The sequence below is a fragment of the Nocardia miyunensis NBRC 108239 genome, assembly GCF_001613065.1.
GTDB lineage: Bacteria > Actinomycetota > Actinomycetes > Mycobacteriales > Mycobacteriaceae > Nocardia > Nocardia miyunensis.
Map to the genome: position 1 here is coordinate 152,959 of NZ_BDBQ01000036.1, position 22,091 is coordinate 175,049.

The following is a 22,091-nucleotide window of genomic DNA, read 5'->3' on the forward strand; positions in this document are numbered from 1 at the left end:
GCATGCGTCATTTCCTACGCGACGACGACGTCAGCCCGGCCGAACAGGCCGAAATCCTCGCGCTGGCAGCGGAACTGAAGGCTGCGCCGTTCTCGCGGCGGCCGCTCGAGGGTCCGCGCGGGGTCGGGGTGATCTTCGAGAAGAACTCCACCCGCACCCGGTTCTCCTTCGAAATGGGCATCGCCCAGATCGGCGGGCACGCGGTGGTGGTCGACGGCCGGACCACCCAGCTGGGCCGCGAGGAGACCCTCGCGGACACCGGCCGGGTGCTCTCGCGCTACGTCGACGCGATCGTGTGGCGCACCTTCGAACAGGTCCGGCTCGACGAGATGGCTTCCACGGCAACGGTTCCCGTGGTGAATGCGCTGTCCAACGAATTCCACCCCTGTCAGGTGCTGGCCGATCTGCTGACCCTCACCGAACGCAAGGGCGACCTGACCGGCCGCACCCTGGCCTACTTCGGCGACGGGGCGAACAATATGGCGCACTCGCTGCTGCTGGGCGGCGTGACCGCGGGCCTGAACGTGATCATCGCCGCGCCTGCGGGTTTCGAACCCGCCGACTGGGTGCTCGACGCTGCCCGCAAGCGCGCCGCGGAGACCGGGGCGAGCGTCACGGTCACCGGTGATCCGGTCGCCGCGGCCACCGGCGCGGATGCGCTGGTCACCGACGCCTGGACCTCCATGGGGCAGGAGGACGACGGCCTGGACCGGGTCGGACCGTTCCGGCCCTTCCAGGTCAACGCCGAACTGCTGTCCCATGCGGCCCCGGACGCGGTTGTGCTGCACTGTCTTCCGGCGCATCGCGGGGAGGAGATCACCGACGAGGTGATCGACGGCCCGCACAGCGTCGTCTGGGACGAGGCGGAGAACCGGCTGCACGCGCAGAAGGCGCTGCTGGTCTGGTTGCTGGGCAAGAACGGCGGGCAGGAGCGACGATCGTGAACGGCAGACGTTCGTGAGTACCGTGGACCGAGCTAGCGCCGAGCCGAACAGATCCGGCCCGGCGACCGCCCGCACGCGTGCCGGCCGCCAGCAGCGCATCGTGGAGATCCTGTCCGGCCACGCGGTGCGCAGCCAGACCGAACTGGCCGCGCTGCTCGCCGAGGCAGGCATCGAGACCACCCAGGCGACGTTGTCGCGAGATCTGGACGAACTCGGCGCGGTGAAGCTGCGGGCCGCGGACGGCGGCGCGGGTGTCTACGTCGTGCCCGAGGACGGCAGTCCGGTTCGCGGGGTCACCGGCGGCACCGACCGGCTGTCCAAACTGCTCGGCGACCTGCTCGTCTCCACCGACCACAGCGGCAATATCGCGGTCCTGCGCACACCGCCCGGCGCGGCGCATTTCCTGGCCAGTGCGCTCGATCGCGCCTCGCTGCCGGAGATCGTGGGCACCATCGCCGGGGACGACACCATCGCCGTGATCGCCCGCGAGCCGCTCACCGGGGCGGAATTGGCCGCCAAGATCGAGCAGTGGGCCTGACACGCCGAATCGGTTGGGCGGTAACGGTATTCGGATCGGCCGTCAGTCCGGCAGTACCTGCCCGCGGGTCTCCGGGGCCAGCCCGACCATGCCGATGCCGATCAGGAAGACGACCGCGGTCGCGCTCAGCGGGATGGCCAGCGAGCCGCTCGCGTGGATGCCGTAACCGATGAGAAATGTTCCCGCGGCCGCGAACCAGCGCGAGAGCGTCGTGGTGAACGCGAACGCCGTGGCGCGCATCCGGGTCGGATATTGTTCGGGCAGCCAGATGGTGAAGATCGCGAAATTCGCCCCGCCGAGCCCGAGCACCGGCAGGAATACGAAGGTCAGCACGATCGAATGCATCGGGTAGGCGATTCCGTAGACCCCGACCGCACCGACGGCCATCAGCACGAACAGTCCGGCCAGCGTGGCCCGCCGCCCGAATCGGTCCGCCAGTCGCGGAATCACCACGCAGCCGATGATCGTGAACGCGGCCACCGTCATCGAGGAGATCCCGGCCAGCCGCACCGTCCCGGACGAGCCGTAACCCGCGTGATGCGCCAGATCGGTGATCGCGGTGGGCACATACGTCGACCCGGCCCACAGCCCGATCACGCAGACCACCAGTAGCGCCAGATTGCCGAGGGTGCGCGCCCGATAGGGCGGGGTCAGCACGTCGATCACCGGCTGCCAGAACGATTTTCGCTCCTGCTCGGCCGAATCCTTCTGCCAGCGTTCGGGTTCGGGCGTGGTGCGGCGAATGATGAAGACCGCCAGCGCCGGAATACCGCCGATCAGGAACATGCCCCGCCAGCCCAGTTGCGGCCCGGCCGCGAGATACAGCGCCGAGACGATCAGCACGCCGATGTAGGCGGCCGAATGCATCAGCCCGCCGAAACGCGCACGCACCCGTTCGGGCAGCACCTCGGCCAGAAGCGTTCCCGCCATTGCCCATTCGCCCCCGACGCCGATCGCCGCGAGGAATCGGAAGGCGTTCCACTCCCACAGGTTGGTCGCCAGTCCCGCCAACGCGGTGAACACGCCGTACATCGCGATGGAGGCCGTCATCGCGGGCATCCGGCCGAAGCGATCGGCCAGCGGCCCCCAGATCGCCGAACAGCCCCAGCCGAGCAGGAACAGCGCCGCGCTGATCTGGCCGTACCAGCCGATATTCGCCGATGTCGCGGCGATGCCCGCGCGCGGCAGCAGTGCGGTCATCGTGGGCGCGAGTACCAGCCCGAACACGGTCCAGTTGAAACCGTCCATCGCCCAGCCGCCGAAAGATCCCCAGAACGCACGGCGTTGCGCCGAGGTCAGCGGAGGCGCGGGGGCGTCGCGGGAGGCGGCCTGTGCGGGATCGTCGTCGATCGTCACGGTGTAACTCGTTTCCAGGTGCTGCCGTACCGCGGTCCGCCGCGGTGGTGTGATCGCTCACACACTAACCGGAGATATCCGGCTTCCGCAGGACTCCGGGCGAGCCGAAATGCCGACGGGAGTCTTCGTGTGCCCCTTTCGGTAGCCTCGCGAACGTGAAATCCGTTACCTGCGGTACCAATTGAATGCTCGGCCGGTCGGCGATACTGTATGCAAACGCATGAATCACGTGCGGTTGTCGACGATGTGGAGGCCCTGACTCGTGCGGATTACGGTATTCGGGGCGGGTGGAATCGGACTGTACTTCGCCGGGATGCTGGCGCGCGCCGGTCATCAGGTGACGGTGGTCGGGCGGGAGGAGACCGTCCGGGCCGCGGCGGCGGGGCCGCTGCTGGTTTCGCGTGCGGGAGAAGAGAGTTCGGTACCCGACGTGCAGGTGGTCACCGAACTCGCTCCCGGTGGCGATCCGGCCGATCTGGTGATCGTCGCGGTGAAGGCGTGGCAGGTTCGCGATGTCGCCGAGGCGCTGGAACCGGTCGTCGGTCCGGAGACCACGATCCTGCCGTTGCAGAATGGCGTCGAGGCGGTCAGCGATCTGGCCGCGGTACTGGGCTCCGAGCGCGTCCTCGGCTGCACCTGCGTCGTGATCGCCGAACGTGTCGAGCCCTGGTCGGTGCGCTGCCTCGGCGCGCACGCCGCGGTGGAAATCGGTGCGCTGGCACCGGATTCGGCCGAACGTGTCGAAGCGGTGGTCGAGGCGCTGACCCCGGCGGGTATCACGGTGACCCGCACCAGCGACATCGAAGCGACCCTGTGGCGCAAGCTGATGCTGATCTCCTCTTATGGCGGGGTCGGCGCGTTGGCCCGCCAGCCCGTCGGGGTCGTCTCCAGCGAACCCGAGACCGTCGCGCTGGTGCGCGCGGCGATGGCCGAGGTGCTCGAGGTGGCCCGCGCCCGGGGTATCGCGCTGGACGAACACGACGTCGATCAGATGATGAAGATCTACGCGGGCTTCGGTCCGGAGACCACCGCATCGATGCAGCGTGATCTGGCCGCGGGCCGTCCGTCGGAACTGCACTACCAGAGTGGCGCGGTCGTCCGGTTCGGCAGGGCCGCAGGTATTGCCACGCCGATCCACCAGACGATCTACGCCTCGCAGTTGCCCTCGGAGACGCTCGCCCGGGAGCGGTAGCCGGACGCAGCGCCTACCCTGTTCCAAGACGAGGTTCTCTGTACCTGGTTCCGCCGACCCGGTAGGAACGTCAACTCCAAAGGGCGAGACTTCGGGGGCCGCGAACCCGCCGGAGCGAAGCGGAGGCCGAAGTTACAGCCAGGAGGAACTGTGCGGCGCGTGATCAGCGTGGTGGTGGGTGTGGTGTTGTGCCTGGTCGGGGCGCTGTGGATCGGGCAGGGCACCGGTAACGTGAGCGGCTCGCCGATGACCGGCCACTCCCAGTGGACGTATCTGGGCGTCGTTCTCATCCTGGTCGGCGTCGTGGCGGTCGTCTCCGCGTTCTATCGGAGACGAACACGCTGATCAGGCAGGGATGTGTGGTGGCCCGGCGGTCGGTTCCGGGTGCCGGACCACCATGAGTGCTAGGCGAGCGGGTATTGCCCCGGCGGGACGCCGCCGCCACCGCCGCCGTACGTACCCGAATTCAACAGATCGCCGATGATCTGCACGACGGCCTGCCCCAGGGACAGCACGTCATCACCGATCAGCTCGAAGAAACTCCCGATACTCGAAAACATCTGGATCGCCCTTCTGCCGCCGGACCGCTGGCCCTTCCAGGCTCGCACACGCGCCCATGTTGACGTGGCAATCTCGTTGAACACCTTCGGTTTTCACGGCAATTGTCCGTATTGGGCGGAGTATCGCCTCCTGTCGCGGCCCACACCGCACACCTGGTTCCACCAGCCCGGGACAACGCCAACCCCAAGGTTCGCGGCCCGTCTCGCCGTTCGGACGCGTGGCGGGTGCGAGGAACGAGTGCCCGACACGGGCCGAACGGCGAGACCCAGGGGGCCGCGAACACGCCGGAGCGAAGCGGAGGCAGAAGATACGGCATACCCCCAGTTATGAATGGGCTTGCATCGTCGTGCATAATCATTTGTGCGTGGTGCGGGCCGCCTGGGGAGTGGGGCGGGGAGCGCCGCGGGCCCGGCGAAGCGGGCACACAGACTTGGATACGCACGAATTACTCGAGGAGTTACAGACATGGCCGATCGCGTCGTACTCGCCTACTCCGGCGGGCTGGACACCTCCGTTGCCATCAGCTGGATCGGCAAGGAGACCGGGGCCGAGGTCGTCGCGGTCGCGATCGATCTGGGTCAGGGCGGCGAGGATATGAACGTCGTGCGCCAGCGCGCGCTGGACTGCGGCGCCGTCGAGGCGGTCGTGGTCGACGCGCGCGAGGAGTTCGCCGACGACTACTGCCTCCCAACCGTGCAGGCCAACGCGCTCTACCAGGGCCAGTACCCGCTGGTCTCGGCGATCAGCCGCCCGCTGATCGTCAAGCACCTGGTCGAGGCCGCGAAGTTCCACGGCGCCAGCACCGTCGCGCACGGCTGCACCGGCAAGGGCAACGACCAGGTTCGCTTCGAGGTCGGCATCGGCGCGCTGGCACCCGACCTGAACGTCATCGCCCCGGTTCGCGACTACGCCTGGACCCGGGAGAAGGCCATCGCCTTCGCCGAGGAGAACTCGCTGCCGATCAACGTCACCAAGAAGTCGCCGTTCTCCATCGACCAGAACGTCTGGGGCCGCGCGGTCGAGACCGGCTTCCTCGAGGACCTGTGGAACGCCCCGACCAAGGACGTCTACGACTACACCGTCGACCCGACGATCAACTTCGAGGCCCCGGACGAGCTGGTCGTCAGCTTCGACAAGGGTGTGCCGGTGGCCATCGACGGCCGCCAGGTCACCGTGCTCGAGTCGATCGTGGAGCTGAACCGGCGCGCGGGACGTCAGGGCGTGGGCCGGTTGGACATGGTCGAGGACCGGCTGGTCGGCATCAAGAGCCGCGAGATCTACGAGGCTCCGGGCGCGATCGCGCTGATCACCGCGCATCAGGCGTTGGAGAACGTCACCCTGGAGCGGGAACTGGGCCGGTACAAGCGGCAGGTCGAGCAGCGCTGGGGCGAGCTGGCCTACGACGGCCTGTGGTACTCCCCGCTCAAGCGCGCCCTGGACGCGTTCGTGCGCGACACCCAGGAGCACGTCACCGGCGATATCCGCCTGGTGCTGCACGGCGGCAACGTCGTGGTGAACGGCCGTCGCAGCGAGGAGTCGCTGTACGACTTCAACCTGGCCACCTACGACGAGGGCGATTCCTTCGACCAGTCGCTGGCCAAGGGCTTCGTGCAGATCCACGGCCTGTCCTCGAAGGTCGCCGCACGCCGGGATCTGAACAAGAAGTAATTTATCGGGTAGCCGTGCGCGCCGCCCGCCCTCGATCGCCGGGCGGTCGGCGTTCGTCGGTGACCGGATTTCCGTCGGCCGTGGGAACACGTCCCCGCGTCGGCGGCGACTTCCCCGCGTGGGCGGGATGAGCCCAGGAGGTGCTCGTGCGGACCGACGACGACAGTTGGGACATCACCGAGAGTGTGGGCGCGACGGCCGTGGGCGTCGCGGTGATGCGCGCGGTCGAGACCCAACGGCCCGATGCGCTGTACCGGGATCCCTATGCCGCCAAGCTGGTGGAGGCGGTCGGCTCCGGGTGGAGCAAGCTCATCGGCGGTGAGGCGGACCTCGATCCCGAGCGCGCCCGGGTCTACGGCTCGGTGCGCAGCATGATGACCGGGCGCACGGTGTACATCGACGAGTACTTCGGCACGGTGGTCGCCGCCGGAATCCGGCAGATCGTGATCCTGGCCTCGGGACTGGATGCACGTGCCTACCGGCTCGAATGGCCTTCGGGCACAGTGATTTTCGAGCTGGATCAGCCGAAGGTGCTGGAGTTCAAGGCGACTGCGCTGGCTCAGGACCGGCCCGCCGCGGATCGCCGCGAGGTGCCGATCGACCTTCGTCAGGACTGGCCGAAGGCGTTGCGCGAGAGCGGTTTCGACGCGACCCGGCCGACCGCGTGGCTGGCCGAGGGGCTACTGCGTTATCTCCCGGCCGAAGCGCAGGACAGGCTGTTCGACAATATCGCCGAACTCAGCGTCCCGGGCAGCATGATCGCGCTGAACATGGGGTTCGGGCAGCCCCAGACGCGGAACCCCGAGATCCGCGCGGCCCGGGAGAAGATGATGGCGCAGGCCGGGATTCGGATGGACGTGGAGAACCTCTGGTACGGCACCGAGAATCGCACCGACCCCCGTGACTGGTTCGGCGCGCACGGTTGGAAGGTGAGCGCGTCCGACGTGGTCACGGTGCTGACCGAGCACGGCCGCGAGGTATCCGACGAGGTGCGTGCGGACCTGCGCAGCCACATCCTGATGACCGCTGCCCGTCCCTGACGATCGCGGGCGGCGTATCCGGCGAAACGACACATATGACCGCGATCCGCGGGTGAGGAGACCACAACCGATGACCGACGGCGGCAGCACCAACGAAGGGGCGCTGTGGGGTGGGCGGTTCGCGTCCGGTCCGGCCGCGGCGATGGCCGCGCTGAGCAAATCGACTCATTTCGATTGGGTCCTGGCTCCCTACGATATTCGCGCGTCCAAGGCGCACGCGCGGGTGCTGCACAAAGCCGGGCTGCTGTCGGCGGCGGATCTGGACGCCATGCTGGCCGGGCTGGATCACCTTGCCGCGGACGTGGATTCGGGCGCGTTCGGCCCTGCCGAATCCGATGAGGACGTGCACGGCGCGCTCGAGCGCGGGCTGATCGAGCGGGTCGGAACCGAGCTGGGCGGACGCCTGCGCGCGGGACGCTCCCGCAACGATCAGGTAGCCACGCTGTTCCGGATGTGGTTGCGCGATGCGGTCCGTCGCGTCGCGGCCGGGGTGCTGGACGTGGTCGACGCGCTGGTCGCGCAGGCCGCCGCGCATCCGGAGACGGTCATGCCCGGTAAGACCCACCTGCAGGCCGCTCAGCCGGTGCTGCTGGCCCACCACCTGCTCGCGCACGCCCATCCGCTGCTGCGCGACATCGATCGGCTGCGCGATTTCGACAAGCGCGCTGCGATCTCCCCGTACGGTTCGGGTGCGCTGGCGGGTTCCTCGCTCGGCCTGGATCCCGAGGCGATCGCCGCCGATCTGAATTTCGATGCGGCCGCGGCCAATTCGATCGATGCCACCTCCTCCCGCGACTTCGCCGCCGAGGCCGCCTTCGTCCTGGCCATGACCGCGGTGGATCTGTCGCGGATGGCCGAGGAGGTAATCCTGTGGAGCACACCGGAATTCGGCTACATAACCCTGGCCGACGCGTGGTCCACCGGCTCGTCGATCATGCCGCAGAAGAAGAATCCGGACGTCTCCGAGCTGACCAGGGGTAAGGCGGGCCGGCTGATCGGCAACCTCACCGGTCTGCTCGCCACGCTCAAGGCACAACCGCTGGCGTACAACCGGGATCTGCAGGAGGACAAGGAACCTCTGTTCGATTCGGTGGCTCAGCTGGAGTTGCTGCTGCCCGCCATCGCGGGTCTGGTTTCCACGTTGACCTTCCACACCGACCGCATGGCCGAATTGGCCCCCGCCGGTTACACGCTCGCCACCGATATCGCCGAATGGCTTGTCCGCCAGGGCGTTCCGTTCCGCGTCGCGCACGAGGCGGCCGGTGCGTGCGTCCGCGCCGCGGAGTCCCGCGGTGTGGGCTTGGACGAACTCACCGACGCCGAATTCGCCGCCGTGGACCCGGCTCTGACGCCGAAGGTCCGCGAGGTGCTGACCGTCGAGGGTTCCATCGCCTCCCGCAACGCTCGCGGCGGCACCGCCGGAATCCAGGTCGCCGAGCAACTCGACGAGGTCCGCCAGTCCGCCACCGAGGCACGCGCCTGGCTGGGCTGAGCTCGGCCCGCCTGTTGCCGGGGATTTCCCGATGAAGGCTCGGTGAGCGAGGCGCTCGGGCAGGGGAGGCGGCGCCCGACGTACTGTGACTGTGACGAAGGGAGCAGCTGTGGTTGTCGAGCTGTGTGTCGGCCAGGGTGTCGGGGTATGACGAATTCTGCTGTCGCCGAGCGGATTCGCGGCAATATGGTGGGATTCGAGCGGATCGCCGCGACGGGTGGGCGCGCGGCGGCCGTGGTGATCTGCGTCGTCGATGATCCCGACGAGCCGCACGTACTGCTGATCCGGCGGGCGTATCGCGGAATGAACAGTGGTCAGTGGGCATTTCCCGGCGGCAAGATCGATCCCGATGAGAGCGCGGTGGCGGCCGGGCTGCGCGAGGTCCGGGAGGAGATCGGGCTGGATCTCGCCGAGTCGGATGTGCTCGGGGTGCTGGACGATTTCGTCACCGACTCCGGATTCGTCATGACCCCGTTCGTCGCCCTGACCTGTGCCCCAGCGCGATTGGACCCCAACCCCGACGAGGTCGATTCGGTCCACCGGGTCACCCTGGAACGCCTGGTCGGCGATGATCTGCCGCGCTGGACGACCACCCCGTCCGGAGTTCGGCTGTTGCAGATGCCGCTGCGGGAGCGGATGACCATCCACGCACCCACCGGCGCGATCCTGTACCAGTTCCGCGAGGTGGCCCTGCTGGGTCGGCACACCCGGGTCGGTGATCTGCACCAGCCCGAGTTCACCCGCGAATGATGGTGTGCCATGCCTGAATACCACGGCCCCTGCCGGATCATCGTCACCTCCGTCGAGGCCCTGTTCCCGCAACGGGTGGCGGTTCGCGTGGGCAGCCAGCGGCACACCTACGCGGCCGTGCTTCCGGGCACGCCGGGTGCGTCGTGCGGGATCGATGAGGACAGTTGGGAATTGCTGCTACAGCATTGGGTCGACGGGGGATGGCGGTCGAATATTCGCCTCCTCATCGATGACTGGATCGCCGATGGCAATGTCGAGCGTCAGGTGATTCGCAGCAAGGACCGCGACTGGCCGCAGGACCGCGCCGAACGCAATCTGGTGGTCACCCTGGAACGCGATATCGAGGTCGATCGCCGGCCCGACCGCGACCGGAACCGCCCGATCGCGGCCCCCCGCGCCTCGGCCATCCAGCCCGATGAGCATTCCCCGCAACAGTATTCGTCCCCCTTGCGCGCAGCGTCGGCAGTCGATCGCCCCACCCCGCGGCCGACCCGCCGCACCGTTCGCCCGACTCGTGCGGACCCGGCCGCCGGAACCGGCACGCAGCGGTAGCCGCCATCGGCGCGATGTTCCTGCGAGAAAGTCTCACCCTGATCCAACTCGGCGGAATAACCCTGGTGATCCTCGGCGTCCTGGCCCTGGAACTCGGCCGAGCCCACTGACCACCCACTCGATCGCAGGAAGCTCTAAGTGGGCGAGGACCATGTGAGCGCCCAGCTTCTGGACCTGTTTCGCTCTCGGGATTCTGTGGCCGACGCCCTTGTCCTGAATATAACGTCTGTGTTATGAATTGGGGAGAGGTTGAACTCGAGCCGGAGGTGAAGCGGTGGTTCTTATCGCTCGCTCGAGACGATCAGGAGACCGTGATCTTCTACGTCGATCAATTGGCCGAGCGCGGAGTGCTGTTGGGAGAGCCGTACACCAAACAGTTGGATGGAAAGCTGCGGGAACTGCGCTTCTATCTGGCGCGCGATTCCGTACGGATCACATACTGGATTGCTTCGGGACGACGCATCATCCTGTTGATCGTGTTTCGCAAGCATCGGATGCGGGAGACCGCCGAGATAGCGCGGGCGAAGCGTGCGATGATCCGCTGCATCGCCGAGGCGCATGCCGTCGAGGAGGAATAGGTGAATAGGTCCCATGGATGAACGTAATAGCTGGGCGGAGATTCGTGCGGAGGTTATGGCGCGCCCTGGGGCCGGTGCTGCCTATGAGGCGGCGCGGATCAAGTTCGAACTCGGTGCGGCGGTGCGTGATCTGCGTGAGCGCACGGGGTTGACGCAGGTCGAGCTTGCTGATCGGGCCGGTTTGAAACAACCGGCCGTGGCACGTCTGGAAGCGGGCGGCACGATGCCGACGATCCCCGTGCTGGAACGGATCGCAGAGGCGTTGGGGGTGCGGTTGAGTGTCGAGTTCAGGCCATTGCGGGAGGCCGGATAGGGCGCTCGGCCTCGGGCAGATTCGCGATCCGGGTGTACACGCCGAGCGGGAGCCGCCCCTCCCGCGTTCGGATGTGTCGTCCCTTCGGATGTTCGCTCGGCGTCAGTCCTGGAGACTGGCGACGGGCGGGTGGGTGATCGACAGGACGCCCAGCAACCACGGGGTGTAGCGGGCGGGGTCGGATTCGAGTGCGGTATGCAGATCGGCCGGGTACAGCCAGGCGTAATCGGCGATCTCCGCCGGATCGGGGTTCGGCGGGGCTCCCTCGAAACGACCCACCAGGACGTGATCCCATTCGTGTTCGACCCGGCCGGTCGCCGGATCCTCCGCCTGATAGCGGAACACACCGACCTCGGTCAGCTCGGCCGCGATACCGAGCTCCTCACCGAGCCGCACTGCGGCGGCGCCGGTGATCGACTCACCGGGCGCGGGATGTCCGCAGCAGGTGTTGCTCCACAGCAGCGGGAAGCGGGTCTTGACCGCCGCCCGCTGCTGCAGCAGCATCCGCCCGGCCGCATCGAACAGCAGCACCGAGAACGCGCGGTGCAGCCGTCCGGGCGCGGTGTGCGCTCGCGCCACCGGGCACGAGCCGATCGCCCGGCCCTGCTCGTCCACGAGCTCGACGAGCAGGGCCTCACGGTCGACCGGCGGTGCCCCGGCGCTGTCTTCTGGTGCGGCGGTCACCGCCCCACCTTATCGGCGGCGATCATCAGGTACTGGAAGCTGCCCTCCTTGTAGGAGGTCAGGAACGGCTTCTCCACGCCGGTGGCCAGTTCGGAATGGGTGCGCAACTCCCAGTACGGAATGGTGGCCGCGGTGAGATCGGTGACGGCGATCGGCACGAGATTGTTCGCGGCCAGCGCCCGGAAATACTCGCTGCGCGGGTGGATCATGCAGCCGTAGTGGGCGTCGATCCAGCTCACCGCCGCCGACCGCCCGCCGGTCACGTCGTTGGAGCAGCCGGTGATGCACACGTAGCGCCCGCCCGGTTCGAGCAGCCGCGCGAATTCGCTGAACAGATCCGGCAGCTCGACGTACATATCGGTCTCGTTGGTCCAGATACCGCGCATGGACCGCGAGTCGAAGCCGGTGTCGAGCATATTGCGGAAGTGGAACTGCACGCGGTCCGAGACCCCGCGCTGCTGGGCCTGCTCATTGGCGAATCCCACCTGGTATTCGGAGATCGTCACCCCGTCCACCCGGCAGCCGAACCGCTGATTGGCCATGATGCTGGTGCCGCCGCGACCCGATCCGCCGTCCATCAGCCGGTCTCCGGGGCGCACATCGCCGAGATTGTCCAGCAGCAGATCGGCCTGTGCGGTCTCGAGCCGGTGCAGTTCGCGCACGATCCGGTCCTGGCGAGTGTCCTCGGGCCCCTCCAGGACGGACAGATCCGGCTCGCCGATGCCGTAGTGATGGTGATAGAGGCCGTCGACCTCGCCCAATTTGGTATTCACCCGGTCATCGTTGGGATTGTCGTTCCAATACGCCGCCACCGAACGCTGGTAGCTCGTCTGCAGTACGCCATCGGTCTGGGGGTCGAGCGTGGTCATGACGAATCAGTCCTCTCGATCGTTGGTGCTGCGGGCAGTGCTCATCGCGCCGATACACGGCGTCGGTAGGGGTGGGTGAATCAGGAGATGTCGCTGTACCGGCGACTGGCGGCATGCCAGGCGCGATTTCCGCCCAGCCACGCCCACAGACCGCTCAGGAACCGGTGCAGAGCCGGTGAGCCGTTCGCCGCGAGGATCCCGGCCTCGCGTTCGAAACGATGCATCAGCTCGTCGTGTACCTCGGCGGTCTGCAGGATCGCCTCGTGGCGGCTGCAATGCTGTTCGGCGGCCAGCACGGTCGGCAGGTTGAACTCCCGGCCGTCGGACAGGTCCTCGCGAGCCATCGAATACAGGTCGTTGACCATCTGAGCGGCCAGCGCGGCGGTGGTCACCACCCGCCGAACCCGGGGATCGGTGTATTCGGCGGCCCCGAGTTCGTAGCCGCCGACCGCATCGATGGGCGCCATACAGGGCAGGAAACTGTGCGGCTGCCGGTTGGCCAGGTACTCCCACACCGGTGGCATCCGGTGCGCTGCTCGCCATCCGGCCTCGGCGGTGAGCGCGATGAACCAGCCGGCGATCTCGGTGCGCAACCGCGCCACCTGAGCCGGTGTGGCGAATTGCGCGAGATGGTCGAACGAGGTGCGGAAGGCACGCAGGATCGGATCGGCTCCCAGCGCCCGCTCGAGCTGAACCTGATATCTCGCCGGTAGATGTACCGGATCCATCACGGCCGCAGCCATTTCCAGCCTCGGGCCCAGTTCGGCCTCCGCGCTCGACGGGGAGCCGTCGGGCGCGCGGTCGTCCGCGTCCTCCTCACAGTAGTAGTCGTCGACCGACCACTCCGATACCGCGCATTTCGCCGCCGCCAGCAGACGATCCGGATCGTCGCAATCCGGATGCGCCAGCATGATCAGGCGTCCGAAATCGGCTTTGCGTAGGTCGTCGAGGCGACCCTCGTAGAGCCCGATCGACCGGGCCCACAACAGGATTCCCTCGTTGACGGCCTCGGCGAGTGCCGGATCGTCGCGGATCGGGGGCGGGCAGTACAGCGTCGGGATCGGCGGGCGTGAGTCCCGTCCGGAATCGCCGGATGTCGCATCATCGGGACCGGTCGAGCCGGTGGCAGGCCCGGTTGCCAGTATTCGGGACAGGCCCGAATCTGTTGCGCTGCTGGGTGATCCGAATAGTAGGGGGTCGTCGCGTGCGGGCAGGATCGGCGATTCCGGCGTGAGTTCGGGTGCGGTACCGCGCAGAGCGGGGATGCGGGTCGATGCCGTCCCGATCCCGGTGGGCCCCAATGGGATCCGTGGACGCGCCCGCGACCTGTCCGGAGTTTCGGGCTCCGGCGCCGCTCGCGTGCCGGGACGAGCGGCGGATTCCGTTCCGGCAGAGCTGGGTTCGCCACCGATGCCGGAGGCCGACGTGTCGGGGACCGACGTGCCCGCGGACGGGGGCGTGAGCAGCAGTCCCGCCGAGCCGAGCCCGGCCGGGCCGAGCAGGCGCAGCGGAGTGGTGCCCGCGGTCATCGCGGTCAGCGCATCCGAATCCGATTGGGGGAGTGCGGTGTCGAGCTTCTCCGACCACGTGGGCGTGGCCGGGGGAGCGTTGTCGAGATTACCGAGCAGAGCCGCGATCACCGAGGCCACCTCGGTGGTGGCCGGGGGCGCCGCGGCGCGTGAGAGCACCGACATGGCGGCCCTTTCGTCAGTCGCTCTGCCGGGCGACCAGGACGTTGTCCAGGATGCCCAGCGCGTCGGGCACCATGACCGCCGCGGAGTAGTAACAGCTGATCAGGTAGGAGATGATCGACTGGTCGTCGATGCCCTTGAAACGGACGTTCAGGCTCGGCTCGTACTCATCGGGAATTCCGGTCTGGTGCAGGCCGATGACGCCCTGTTCCTTCTCGCCGGTGCGCATCGCCAGAATCGAGGTGGTCTGGTTCTCGCTCACCGGAATCTTGCCGCACGGGTAGATCGGCACGCCGCGCCAGGACGGAATTCGGTGGCCGTTGATCTCCACCGGGTCCGGGTACAGCCCGCGCCTGTTGCATTCGCGGCCGAACGCGGCGATCGCTTTCGGGTGTGCCAGAAAGAGTTTCGTGCTCCGGCGCATGCTGAGCAGCTCGTCCATGTCGTCCGGGGTTGGCGCGCCGTGCTCGGTGTAGATGCGCTGCTTGAGGTCGCAGTTGTGCAGCAGGCCGAAATCCGGGTTGTTGACCAGGTCGTTCTCGCGCCGCTCGTACAGCGCCTCGATGGTCAGCCGCAACTGCTGCTCGATCTGGTTGTGCGGCTCGTTGAACAGATCCGCGACGCGGCTGTGCACGCGCAGAACGCTTTGGGCCAAACTCAATTCGTATTCCCGCGGCGAGGCGTCGTAGTCCACGAACGTGCCCTGCAACAGCGGCTCGCCCGCGTGGCCCGAGTGGATCTCGATCTCGGCCTCGCCGTGCTTGTTCTGTGCCTTGGCCGGTATCGCGGCTATCCGGTCGAGCTGTTCGCGCAGTGCGGGGATCTCCTCGGTGATCTGGTCCAATGCGGTGCGCGGCAGGGAAAGCAGGGTGGTGTGCGTCGCGGTCCGGACGGTCGCCGGCCAGATCGCGTTGGGATCGATGAGCATGTCGTGACCGAAGTAGTCGCCGTCGGCGAACATGCCGAGCTTGGTCGTCTCACCGTAATCACCGGTGCCGATCTTGCTGAGTTTGCCGTGCACGACGAGCAGGATCTGGTCCACCGGATTGCCGAATTCGGCCAGGACAGTGCCGGGTTCGACATCCCGTTGCTCGAAGCGTTGTGCCAGCGCGCGCAGGATCTCCTCATCCTCGAAGTCGCGCAGTGGCGGCAGTTCCCGCAGTTCCAGCGGAATGACGCGGGCTTGCCCGCCGTCGATGGCGAATTCCACCTCGCCGTTGCCGAGCGTGTGGGTCAGACGCCGGTTGACCCGGTAGATGCCGCCGTGCACCTGGACCCACGGCAGTGCGCGGGTCAGCCACCGGGAGCTGATGCCCTGCATCTGCGGTTCGGACTTGGTGGTGTGCGCGAGTTGGTGAGCGGCGGTGGTGGACAGGGTTTTACGGACGTGGTTGTCGGTATTAACCGGAAGTTCGATGGTCATGCTGCGGTCCTCACCTCGAGATTGCCACACGACATTGGGGGCAAATGCGTACAGGGAGATGCGGCAGGCGAGAAATGCCTGCGGAAACCGGTCGATCGAGCGAATTGGGTAGCGCGACAGTGCGATCCAGCATCTAGATGATAGGCGGCACGCGCACGGGATCGTGGCGGAATCGCAGAAGACGACGCAACAGCAAACAGCTCGTAACGATGTAGCAACGGCGCGGGAGAAGGACCAATCCGCGACGGTTTTCACAGACACGCGGAGCCGTCCGGCTACCGCGTGTCGTGGCACCCGCCGCATCTCCTCTCCGGCCCGTATCCCTGTGTAGGCCTTGGGAGTTCATATTTTCGACCGACTCGGGCATATCCCCGCCCCGGCGCGGATTCCCCACCGGCACACCGGTAGTGATGACCTACCCGGGTATCGCGCCGCCGCGACCGTTCGTGCCGAGGGAGTTCGGCCCGGAACCGGGCCGCAACGAAGAGGTCACCATGATGCTCACCGTCGGACCACCCCTCCGCGGCGACTCGAGCGTTTCGCACACCGCGTTCCGCCGACCCCTGACAACACCCACCCATGGTTTGCGGCCCGTCCCGTCGCTCGGACGCGTGGCGGGTGCGGGGAACGAGTGCCCGACACGGGGCCGGGCGGCGGGACTCAGGGGGCCGCAAACCCGACGGAGCGAAGCGGAGGCAGAAAATCCAGCCGAAGATCCGGCTAAGCTCGACTTTGTCAGACTAGGTGGTCCGTGGTGGGGAGCCACGCACGACGGTGAGGGCTGGTAGCTAGCGTGAAGTTGACAGGGCGGTCGGTGATCGGATCGGTGCGGCGGCTGGTGGCCACCGCGCAGAACGGGCTGGAAGTGATCCGGTTCGGCGGGCTGGCCCATGACGTGGAGGCCTCACCGTACGAGGTCACCGAACGCAAGCGGATGTACCGGCTGCGCCACTACTTCCCCGACGACGTCCCCGACGGCGCGACCCGGCCGGTCGCACTGCTCGTCCCGCCCCTGATGGTCAGTGCCGACATCTACGACGTGAACGCCGAGGGCGGCGCGGTCGGCATCCTCAATCGCGCCGGAATCGACTGCTGGGTCCTGGATTTCGGCTCTCCGGCCACCGAGGAGGGCGGCTGGCAGCGCGACCTGGCCGACCACGTCGTCGCCCTGAACAGCGCCATAGACACGGTGAACGAGCTGACCGGCCGCGGCGTGCACCTGATGGGATATTCCCAGGGCGGCATGTTCGCCTACCAGACCGCCGCGTACCGCTACGGCAAGGGCGTGGACAGCATCGTCACCTTCGGCAGCCCGGTCGACATCGTCGCCGGACTGCCCTTCGGGCTGCCGCAGGGGCTGGTGTCCGAGGTCGCGGATTTCGTCGCCGACCACGTGCTGACGAGGCTGCCGATCACCGATTCGATGGTCCGGCTGGGTTTCCAGCTGCTCGATCCGGTCAAGACCGCCAAATCCCGCGTGGACTTCCTGCGCCAGCTGCACGATCGGGAGGCGTTGCTGCCCAAGGAACGTCAGCGCCGGTTCCTCGAACACGACGGCTGGGTGGGCTATTCCGGGCCCGCCGCCGCCGACCTGCTCAAACAGTTCGTCGCGCACAACCGGATGATGGTGGGCGGCTTCGTGATTCGCGACCGTCCGGTTTCGCTGGCCGAACTCGAATGCCCGATCCTGGCCTTCGTCGGCGAGGTGGACGACATCGGCCAGCCCGCGGCCGTGCGCGGTATCGTGCGCGCCGCACCGAAGGCGGAGGTCTACGAGGCGTCGGTGGTGGCCGGACATTTCGGGCTCGTGGCCGGGAGTACGGCCACCAACCGGACCTGGCCGCTGGTGCGCGACTGGGTGCGGTGGCTCGCCGGACAGGGCGAACTGCCCGAGGCGATCGTTCCGATGAGCGAGCACGTCGAGGTGAATCCACAGCGTTCGGCCGCGACGCGGGTCGTGCACGCCGCGGGCACGCTGGCCGAGGCGGGCGCCGGACTGGGCAGTGCGCTGGGTGCGATCGCGAACAATACGTTGCGCGGTTCGGTGGAGCTGACCGGTGAGGCCGCCCGCGCGCTGCCGCGGCTGACCCGGTTGGGGATGATCCAGCCGCACACCCGGATATCCCTGGGCCGCTTGCTGTCCGAGCAGGAGCGCGGCGCGCCGCTGCGGGAATGCTTCCTGTTCGACGATCGCGCGCACACCAACGAGGCAGTCGGCGCGCGGATCGATAATGTGGTGCGCGGGCTGATCTCGGCGGGTGTGCGTCCGGCGAGCCGGGTCGGGGTCCTGATGGAGACCCGCCCCAGTGCGCTGGCGGCGGTGGCCGCGCTCTCGCGCCTGGGCGCGGTGGCGGTGCTGCTGGCGCCGGGCAGCGAGATCGCGCGGGCGGTGGAGTTGACCGGCGCGAGCACGATCATCGCCGATCCGGAGAATCTGCGCGACGCCGCCGCCGCGGCCCGGCGGGTTCTGGTGCTCGGCGGCGGCGATGCTCGCGAGCTGCTGATCCCGCCGGGCGCCGACGTGATCGACCTCGAGCAGGTCGATCCGGCGCGGGTGAGTCTGCCAGGCTGGTACCGCCCGGATCCCGGGCTGGCGCGCGAGCTGGCCTTCGTCCTGGTCACCGGCACCGGCGTGAAACTGGATCTGAAGTACATCACCAATCATCGCTGGGCGCTGTCCGCGTTCGGCACCGCGACAGCGGCGGATCTGGACCGCCGCGACACCGTGTACTGCCTTGCGCCGCTGCATCATTCGTCCGGTCTGCTGGTCAGCCTGGGCGGCGCGGTGGCGGGCGGCAGCCGGATCGCGCTGGCCCGTTCGCTGGATCCGCCCCGATTCGCCGAGGAGGTGCACCGCTACGGGGTCACCGTCGTCACCTACACCTGGACGATGTTGCGCGACATCCTCGACGCGGACACCTTCCCCAACGGTCACTCGCATCCGATCCGGCTGTTCATCGGTTCGGGCATGCCCGCGGGCCTGTGGCGGCGGACGGTCGAGAGATTCGCGCCCGCACGGGTTCTGGAGTTCTACGCCTCGATCGAGGGTGACGTGGTGCTGGCCAATGTGGCCGGAACCAAGATCGGTTGCAAGGGCCGTCCGGTGCCGGGGACCGCACGGGTCGAGCTGATCTCCTACGATTCGGCGACCGGCCGGATCCTCACCGACGCACAGGGTTTCGCGCGCCGCGCGGCGGACAACGAGGTCGGTCTGCTGATCGGCAAGGCATCCGAAGCCGTCGACATCTCCCAGGGCGGCCTGCGCGGGGTATTCGCGCCGGGCGATGCGTGGATGCCGACGGAGAATCTGTTCCGCCGCGACAGCGACGGCGACTACTGGCTGATGGATCGTCGCGACACCGTCATCCAGACCCCGCGGGGCCCGGTCTACACCCAGCCGATCGTGGATGCGCTGAACGACATCAGCGCCGTGGACATGGAGGTCGCGTTCGGATACGCCGCCGCCCCGGGCCGCGTCCTGGCCGTGGCCGGGGTGAGTGTGCGCGAGGGGCACCGCCTCGAACCCAAGGACGTCACCGAGGCGCTGCGCTCGCTGGATCCGGCCCGTCGCCCCGATCTGATCTATCTGGTCGACGAGATCCCCCGCAGTTCCACCTACCGTCCCTCGACCCGAGCCGTGGAGGCGGCATTCGAACTGCGGTCGGGCCCCACGGTCTGGTATCGCGCTCCCGCCGCCGAAACCTATGAACCCCTCAGCGACGCGGTCCTGGCCACCCTCACCGCCTGACTCCGCGAGCCGCCCATGCCGTCATCGGGGCCCGCGGGCGGCCCGGTAGGTTGTCGGTCATGCCGGAGGAAACCTTGGACCCCACTCTGCTGAGCCTGCTGGCCTGCCCGCAGGACAAGGGCCCGCTGTCGCTGGTCCGCACCGAGGACGGCGCGAGCGTGCTCTACAACCCGCGGCTGCGCCGGGCCTACCCGATCGATGACGGGATTCCGGTGCTGCTGGTGGACGAGGCCCGCGAGGTCGGCGACGCCGAGCACGAGGCGTTCATCGCCCAGGGCTGAATGCCGTTGGCCGGCCGTCAGGCGTCCGAGGGCGGCAGGTCCAGGTCGCCGGTGAGATAGCGCTGCAGTGATGGCCCGACGAGCCGCGCGAGTTCGTCGGCGCTCATCGAGGCGATCGGTTCGATGCCGATGATCTTGCGGGCCATCAGCACCCCGCCCATCTGCGCCACCGCCAGTGCCACCCGCGCATACCCGGAGCCGGGTGGCGAATCCACCCGGTCGCGAACGTCTCTCAGGATGACCTCGAGTACGAAGCTGCGTACCAGCGCGGCGTCACCGCCGCCGAGTATGGCGCGGAACGCGGCGATCGCGGAGGCGCCGACGGGTGAGTCCCACACGCCGATCACCGTGCGCACGATCGTTTCGCCGAGCCCGTCGACCGGCGCGGCCGCGATGTGCGCCCGGATGACGTCGGTGTCCACAGGCAGATTCACCACGGCCGTGAGCAATTCCTGCTTGGTGCCGAAATAGTGATGCACCAGAGCGGGATCGACTCCCGCGGCGCTCGCGATGGACCGGATGGACGTCTTGTCGAATCCGACCTCCGCGAACCGCATGCGGGCGGCATCGAGGATGGCCTCGCGAGTTCCGGACTGCCCGGGACGTCGCCCGCTGCGGCCGGATGCGGCAGTGTCGTCGGGATCGTGCGCGGATACGCTCACCCAGCATCCTTTCCGGCCCGAGCGGGCCCCCGCGTGGCCGCGCTCACGCCGTGCGCCTGCGTAGCGTCGCAGCCCCCAAAGTCAGTGCGACAAGGGCGAATACGGCCACGATACCCAGGTCACGCCACATCAGCGCGGTCGCCCCGGTATACCGGGAAACCTCTTGCAGCGCGTCGACCGCGTAGCTCAGCGGCAGCACGTCGCTGATCACCTCGAGCCAGCGCGGCAGCTGAGCGCGCGGCACCAGCAATCCGCACAGGAAGAACTGCGGTCCGACGATGAGCGGCATGAACTGCACGGCCTGAAATTCGGTGCGCGCGAACGCGCTCGCCAGCAGTCCTAGTGCGACACCCAGTACGGCGTCGAGCACCGCGATCAGCAGGACCAGCCAGACACTGCCCGCCGCATGCATGCCCAGCAGCCAGAACGCCACAAGGCAGGCGACCGCGGCCTGCACCGTGGCCGCCAGGGAGAAGGCCGACCCGTAGCCGGCCAGCAGATCCAGCTTCGACAGGGGAGTGGTCATCAGTCGCTCGAGTGTGCCGGAGGTTCTTTCGCGCTGCATGGCGATCGCGGTGATCAGGAACATCACGATGAACGGCAGGATGCCGAGCATGCTGATGCCGACCCGGTCGAACAGCGTCGGCATGCCCGGCATCGAGGGCATGTCGCGGTACACGAAATACAGCAGCGCCAGCAGCAGCGTCGGCACCAGGACCAGCATGGCCACGGTGCGCCGATCCGCGCGCAGCTGCCGCAGGATTCGCACGGTCGTGGCGGTGTAGCAGCCGAAAATCATTGTCATGACCGCTCTCCCATTCTGATCAGGGCGAGAAATGCGTTCTCCAAGCTGGTTTCACCGGTTTCCGCGCGCAGCTCGGCGGGGCTGAGCTGGGCCAGCAGACGTCCCTCGCGCATCAGCAGCAGCTGGTCGCAGTGTTCGGCCTCGTCCATCACATGACTGGACACCAGCAGCGTGCGGCCCTGATCGGCGAGGGCGTGGAACTGCTTCCACAGGTCCACGCGCAGCACCGGATCCAGCCCGACGGTCGGCTCGTCCAGTACCAGGAGTTCGGGATCGGCGACCAGCGCGCAGGCGAGTGAGGCGCGGGTGGCCTGGCCGCCGGAGAGCTGATTGCCGCGTTGGCGGGCGTGTTCGGCGAGACCGACCGCGGCGATGGCCCCGGTGACGTCGTCGCGGGAACGCCCGTACAGCGCGCCGAAGTATCCGACGTTGTCCAGGACGGTGAGGTCGTCGTAGATGCTCGGGGCCTGCGTCACGTATCCCACGCGCGCCCGCAGCCCCGGCGTTCCGGCGGGCTCGCCGAGCACGCGCACGCTGCCCGCCTCGACGATCTGGGTGCCGACGACGCTGCGCATGAGCGTGGTCTTCCCGCAGCCGGAGGGCCCGAGCAGACCGGTGATGCTGCCGCGCGGCACGGTCAGCGAAATATCGTGCAGCACTTCGTGTTCGCCGCGACGCACCCGCAGGTGCTCCACCTCGATCGCGGGGGACGGATCAGATGCCGTCATGGGTCATCCTCTTATTTCACCGAGTGTTGAATTCATTGTGTGTTGAATTCTGCGCCTGTCTCGCGCCCGGCGCAACCCCCTGACCGCGCGCACTTTCCCGGATATCTCCGGTTCGTTACGCTCGCAGGCGAGAGATGTTCCTGCCTGATGGCGGTCCGGCTACCCGAGCGGTGATCTGTTCGGTCGAAACCTTCCGCGGCAGAAAGGCAGTCCTGT

The 22,091-nt window shown here is 67.8% G+C and carries 22 protein-coding genes; 13 read left to right on the forward strand and 9 right to left on the reverse strand.

The window, feature by feature from the left end; all coding sequences use genetic code 11:
* Positions 1-2 precede the first annotated feature (2 nt).
* Positions 3-944 carry an ornithine carbamoyltransferase gene (gene argF, locus NM2_RS15245; protein ID WP_067668977.1) on the forward strand — a complete coding sequence of 314 codons (942 nt, stop codon included), beginning with the start codon at positions 3-5 and terminating at the stop codon, positions 942-944.
* 13 nt (positions 945-957) lie between these two features.
* The gene (locus NM2_RS15250; protein ID WP_067668979.1) at positions 958-1,482 is read left to right on the forward strand and encodes an arginine repressor; all 525 of its coding nucleotides are present in this window, start codon (positions 958-960) and stop codon (positions 1,480-1,482) included.
* Positions 1,483-1,524: 42 nt separating this feature from the next.
* Here the strand turns inward: NM2_RS15250 and NM2_RS15255 are convergent, their stop codons facing one another.
* Entirely contained in the window at positions 1,525-2,838 is a 1,314-nt protein-coding gene (locus NM2_RS15255; RefSeq protein ID WP_084531010.1) for an MFS transporter, read from the reverse strand.
* A 262-nt stretch (positions 2,839-3,100) separates the two neighbouring features.
* On the opposite strand from NM2_RS15255, the gene NM2_RS15260 reads away from it, so the two are divergent.
* Both NM2_RS15260 and NM2_RS15265 read left to right on the forward strand, forming a co-directional pair.
* Positions 3,101-4,030, forward strand: coding sequence for a ketopantoate reductase family protein (locus tag NM2_RS15260; RefSeq protein ID WP_245718041.1), 930 nt, complete (start codon positions 3,101-3,103; stop codon positions 4,028-4,030).
* A 150-nt stretch (positions 4,031-4,180) separates the two neighbouring features.
* Positions 4,181-4,375 carry a hypothetical protein gene (locus tag NM2_RS15265; RefSeq protein ID WP_067668981.1) on the forward strand — a complete coding sequence of 65 codons (195 nt, stop codon included), beginning with the start codon at positions 4,181-4,183 and terminating at the stop codon, positions 4,373-4,375.
* Between the two features lie 59 nt (positions 4,376-4,434).
* Here NM2_RS15265 and NM2_RS49035 read toward each other — a convergent pair whose 3' ends face one another.
* A complete protein-coding gene (locus NM2_RS49035; RefSeq protein WP_157121097.1) occupies positions 4,435-4,590 on the reverse strand; it encodes a hypothetical protein in 156 nt (51 codons plus the stop codon).
* Positions 4,591-5,056: 466 nt separating this feature from the next.
* Here NM2_RS49035 and NM2_RS15270 point away from each other — a divergent pair, with 466 nt between their 5' ends.
* From NM2_RS15270 to NM2_RS15305, 7 genes are all read left to right on the forward strand, one after another.
* Positions 5,057-6,259 (forward strand): argininosuccinate synthase, encoded by a 1,203-nt coding sequence (locus NM2_RS15270; protein ID WP_067668983.1) that lies wholly within the window; start codon positions 5,057-5,059, stop codon positions 6,257-6,259.
* Positions 6,260-6,405: 146 nt separating this feature from the next.
* Positions 6,406-7,299, forward strand: coding sequence for a class I SAM-dependent methyltransferase (locus NM2_RS15275; protein ID WP_067669086.1), 894 nt, complete (start codon positions 6,406-6,408; stop codon positions 7,297-7,299).
* A 70-nt stretch (positions 7,300-7,369) separates the two neighbouring features.
* Positions 7,370-8,791 carry an argininosuccinate lyase gene (gene argH, locus NM2_RS15280; protein WP_067668985.1) on the forward strand — a complete coding sequence of 474 codons (1,422 nt, stop codon included), beginning with the start codon at positions 7,370-7,372 and terminating at the stop codon, positions 8,789-8,791.
* A gap of 147 nt (positions 8,792-8,938) precedes the next feature.
* Complete coding sequence (locus tag NM2_RS15285) at positions 8,939-9,541, forward strand: NUDIX hydrolase (RefSeq protein ID WP_067668987.1); 603 nt, start codon at positions 8,939-8,941, stop codon at positions 9,539-9,541.
* 9 nt (positions 9,542-9,550) lie between these two features.
* Positions 9,551-10,093: a hypothetical protein gene (locus tag NM2_RS15290; protein WP_067668989.1), complete on the forward strand. Its 543-nt coding sequence runs from the start codon at positions 9,551-9,553 to the stop codon at positions 10,091-10,093.
* 233 nt (positions 10,094-10,326) lie between these two features.
* Positions 10,327-10,671, forward strand: coding sequence for a type II toxin-antitoxin system RelE/ParE family toxin (locus tag NM2_RS15300; protein ID WP_067668991.1), 345 nt, complete (start codon positions 10,327-10,329; stop codon positions 10,669-10,671).
* Positions 10,672-10,684: 13 nt separating this feature from the next.
* On the forward strand, positions 10,685-10,984 hold the full coding sequence (locus tag NM2_RS15305; RefSeq protein ID WP_067668993.1) for a helix-turn-helix domain-containing protein: 300 nt from the start codon (positions 10,685-10,687) through the stop codon (positions 10,982-10,984).
* A 102-nt stretch (positions 10,985-11,086) separates the two neighbouring features.
* On the opposite strand, the gene idi is transcribed toward NM2_RS15305, so the two are convergent.
* The 4 genes from idi to NM2_RS15325 form a co-directional block, all read right to left on the reverse strand.
* Entirely contained in the window at positions 11,087-11,668 is a 582-nt protein-coding gene (gene idi / locus NM2_RS15310; protein ID WP_067668994.1) for an isopentenyl-diphosphate Delta-isomerase, read from the reverse strand.
* Positions 11,665-12,537: a geranyl diphosphate 2-C-methyltransferase gene (locus NM2_RS15315; RefSeq protein ID WP_067668996.1), complete on the reverse strand. Its 873-nt coding sequence runs from the start codon at positions 12,535-12,537 to the stop codon at positions 11,665-11,667. The genes idi and NM2_RS15315 overlap by 4 nt, the downstream gene beginning before the upstream one ends.
* Positions 12,538-12,617: 80 nt before the next feature.
* Entirely contained in the window at positions 12,618-14,231 is a 1,614-nt protein-coding gene (locus NM2_RS51610) for a family 2 encapsulin nanocompartment cargo protein terpene cyclase (RefSeq protein ID WP_245718042.1), read from the reverse strand.
* A 13-nt stretch (positions 14,232-14,244) separates the two neighbouring features.
* On the reverse strand, positions 14,245-15,651 hold the full coding sequence (locus tag NM2_RS15325; protein WP_067668998.1) for a family 2B encapsulin nanocompartment shell protein: 1,407 nt from the start codon (positions 15,649-15,651) through the stop codon (positions 14,245-14,247).
* 793 nt (positions 15,652-16,444) lie between these two features.
* Between NM2_RS15325 and NM2_RS15330 the strand changes: the two genes are divergently transcribed.
* Together NM2_RS15330 and NM2_RS15335 are read left to right on the forward strand one after the other, a co-directional pair.
* Positions 16,445-19,399: an AMP-binding protein gene (locus NM2_RS15330; RefSeq protein ID WP_067669000.1), complete on the forward strand. Its 2,955-nt coding sequence runs from the start codon at positions 16,445-16,447 to the stop codon at positions 19,397-19,399.
* Between the two features lie 59 nt (positions 19,400-19,458).
* Complete coding sequence (locus NM2_RS15335; protein WP_067669002.1) at positions 19,459-19,680, forward strand: Trm112 family protein; 222 nt, start codon at positions 19,459-19,461, stop codon at positions 19,678-19,680.
* A 17-nt stretch (positions 19,681-19,697) separates the two neighbouring features.
* On the opposite strand, the gene NM2_RS15340 is transcribed toward NM2_RS15335, so the two are convergent.
* Genes NM2_RS15340 through NM2_RS15350 form a run of 3 tightly spaced genes read right to left on the reverse strand, consistent with a single transcriptional unit; the run spans position 19,698 to position 21,875 of the window.
* Positions 19,698-20,342 carry a TetR/AcrR family transcriptional regulator gene (locus NM2_RS15340; protein ID WP_067669004.1) on the reverse strand — a complete coding sequence of 215 codons (645 nt, stop codon included), beginning with the start codon at positions 20,340-20,342 and terminating at the stop codon, positions 19,698-19,700.
* A 43-nt stretch (positions 20,343-20,385) separates the two neighbouring features.
* Entirely contained in the window at positions 20,386-21,147 is a 762-nt protein-coding gene (locus NM2_RS15345; protein ID WP_067669006.1) for an ABC transporter permease, read from the reverse strand.
* Positions 21,144-21,875 (reverse strand): ABC transporter ATP-binding protein, encoded by a 732-nt coding sequence (locus NM2_RS15350; protein WP_067669008.1) that lies wholly within the window; start codon positions 21,873-21,875, stop codon positions 21,144-21,146. The genes NM2_RS15345 and NM2_RS15350 overlap by 4 nt, the downstream gene beginning before the upstream one ends.
* Between the last annotated feature and the right edge of the window lie 216 nt (positions 21,876-22,091).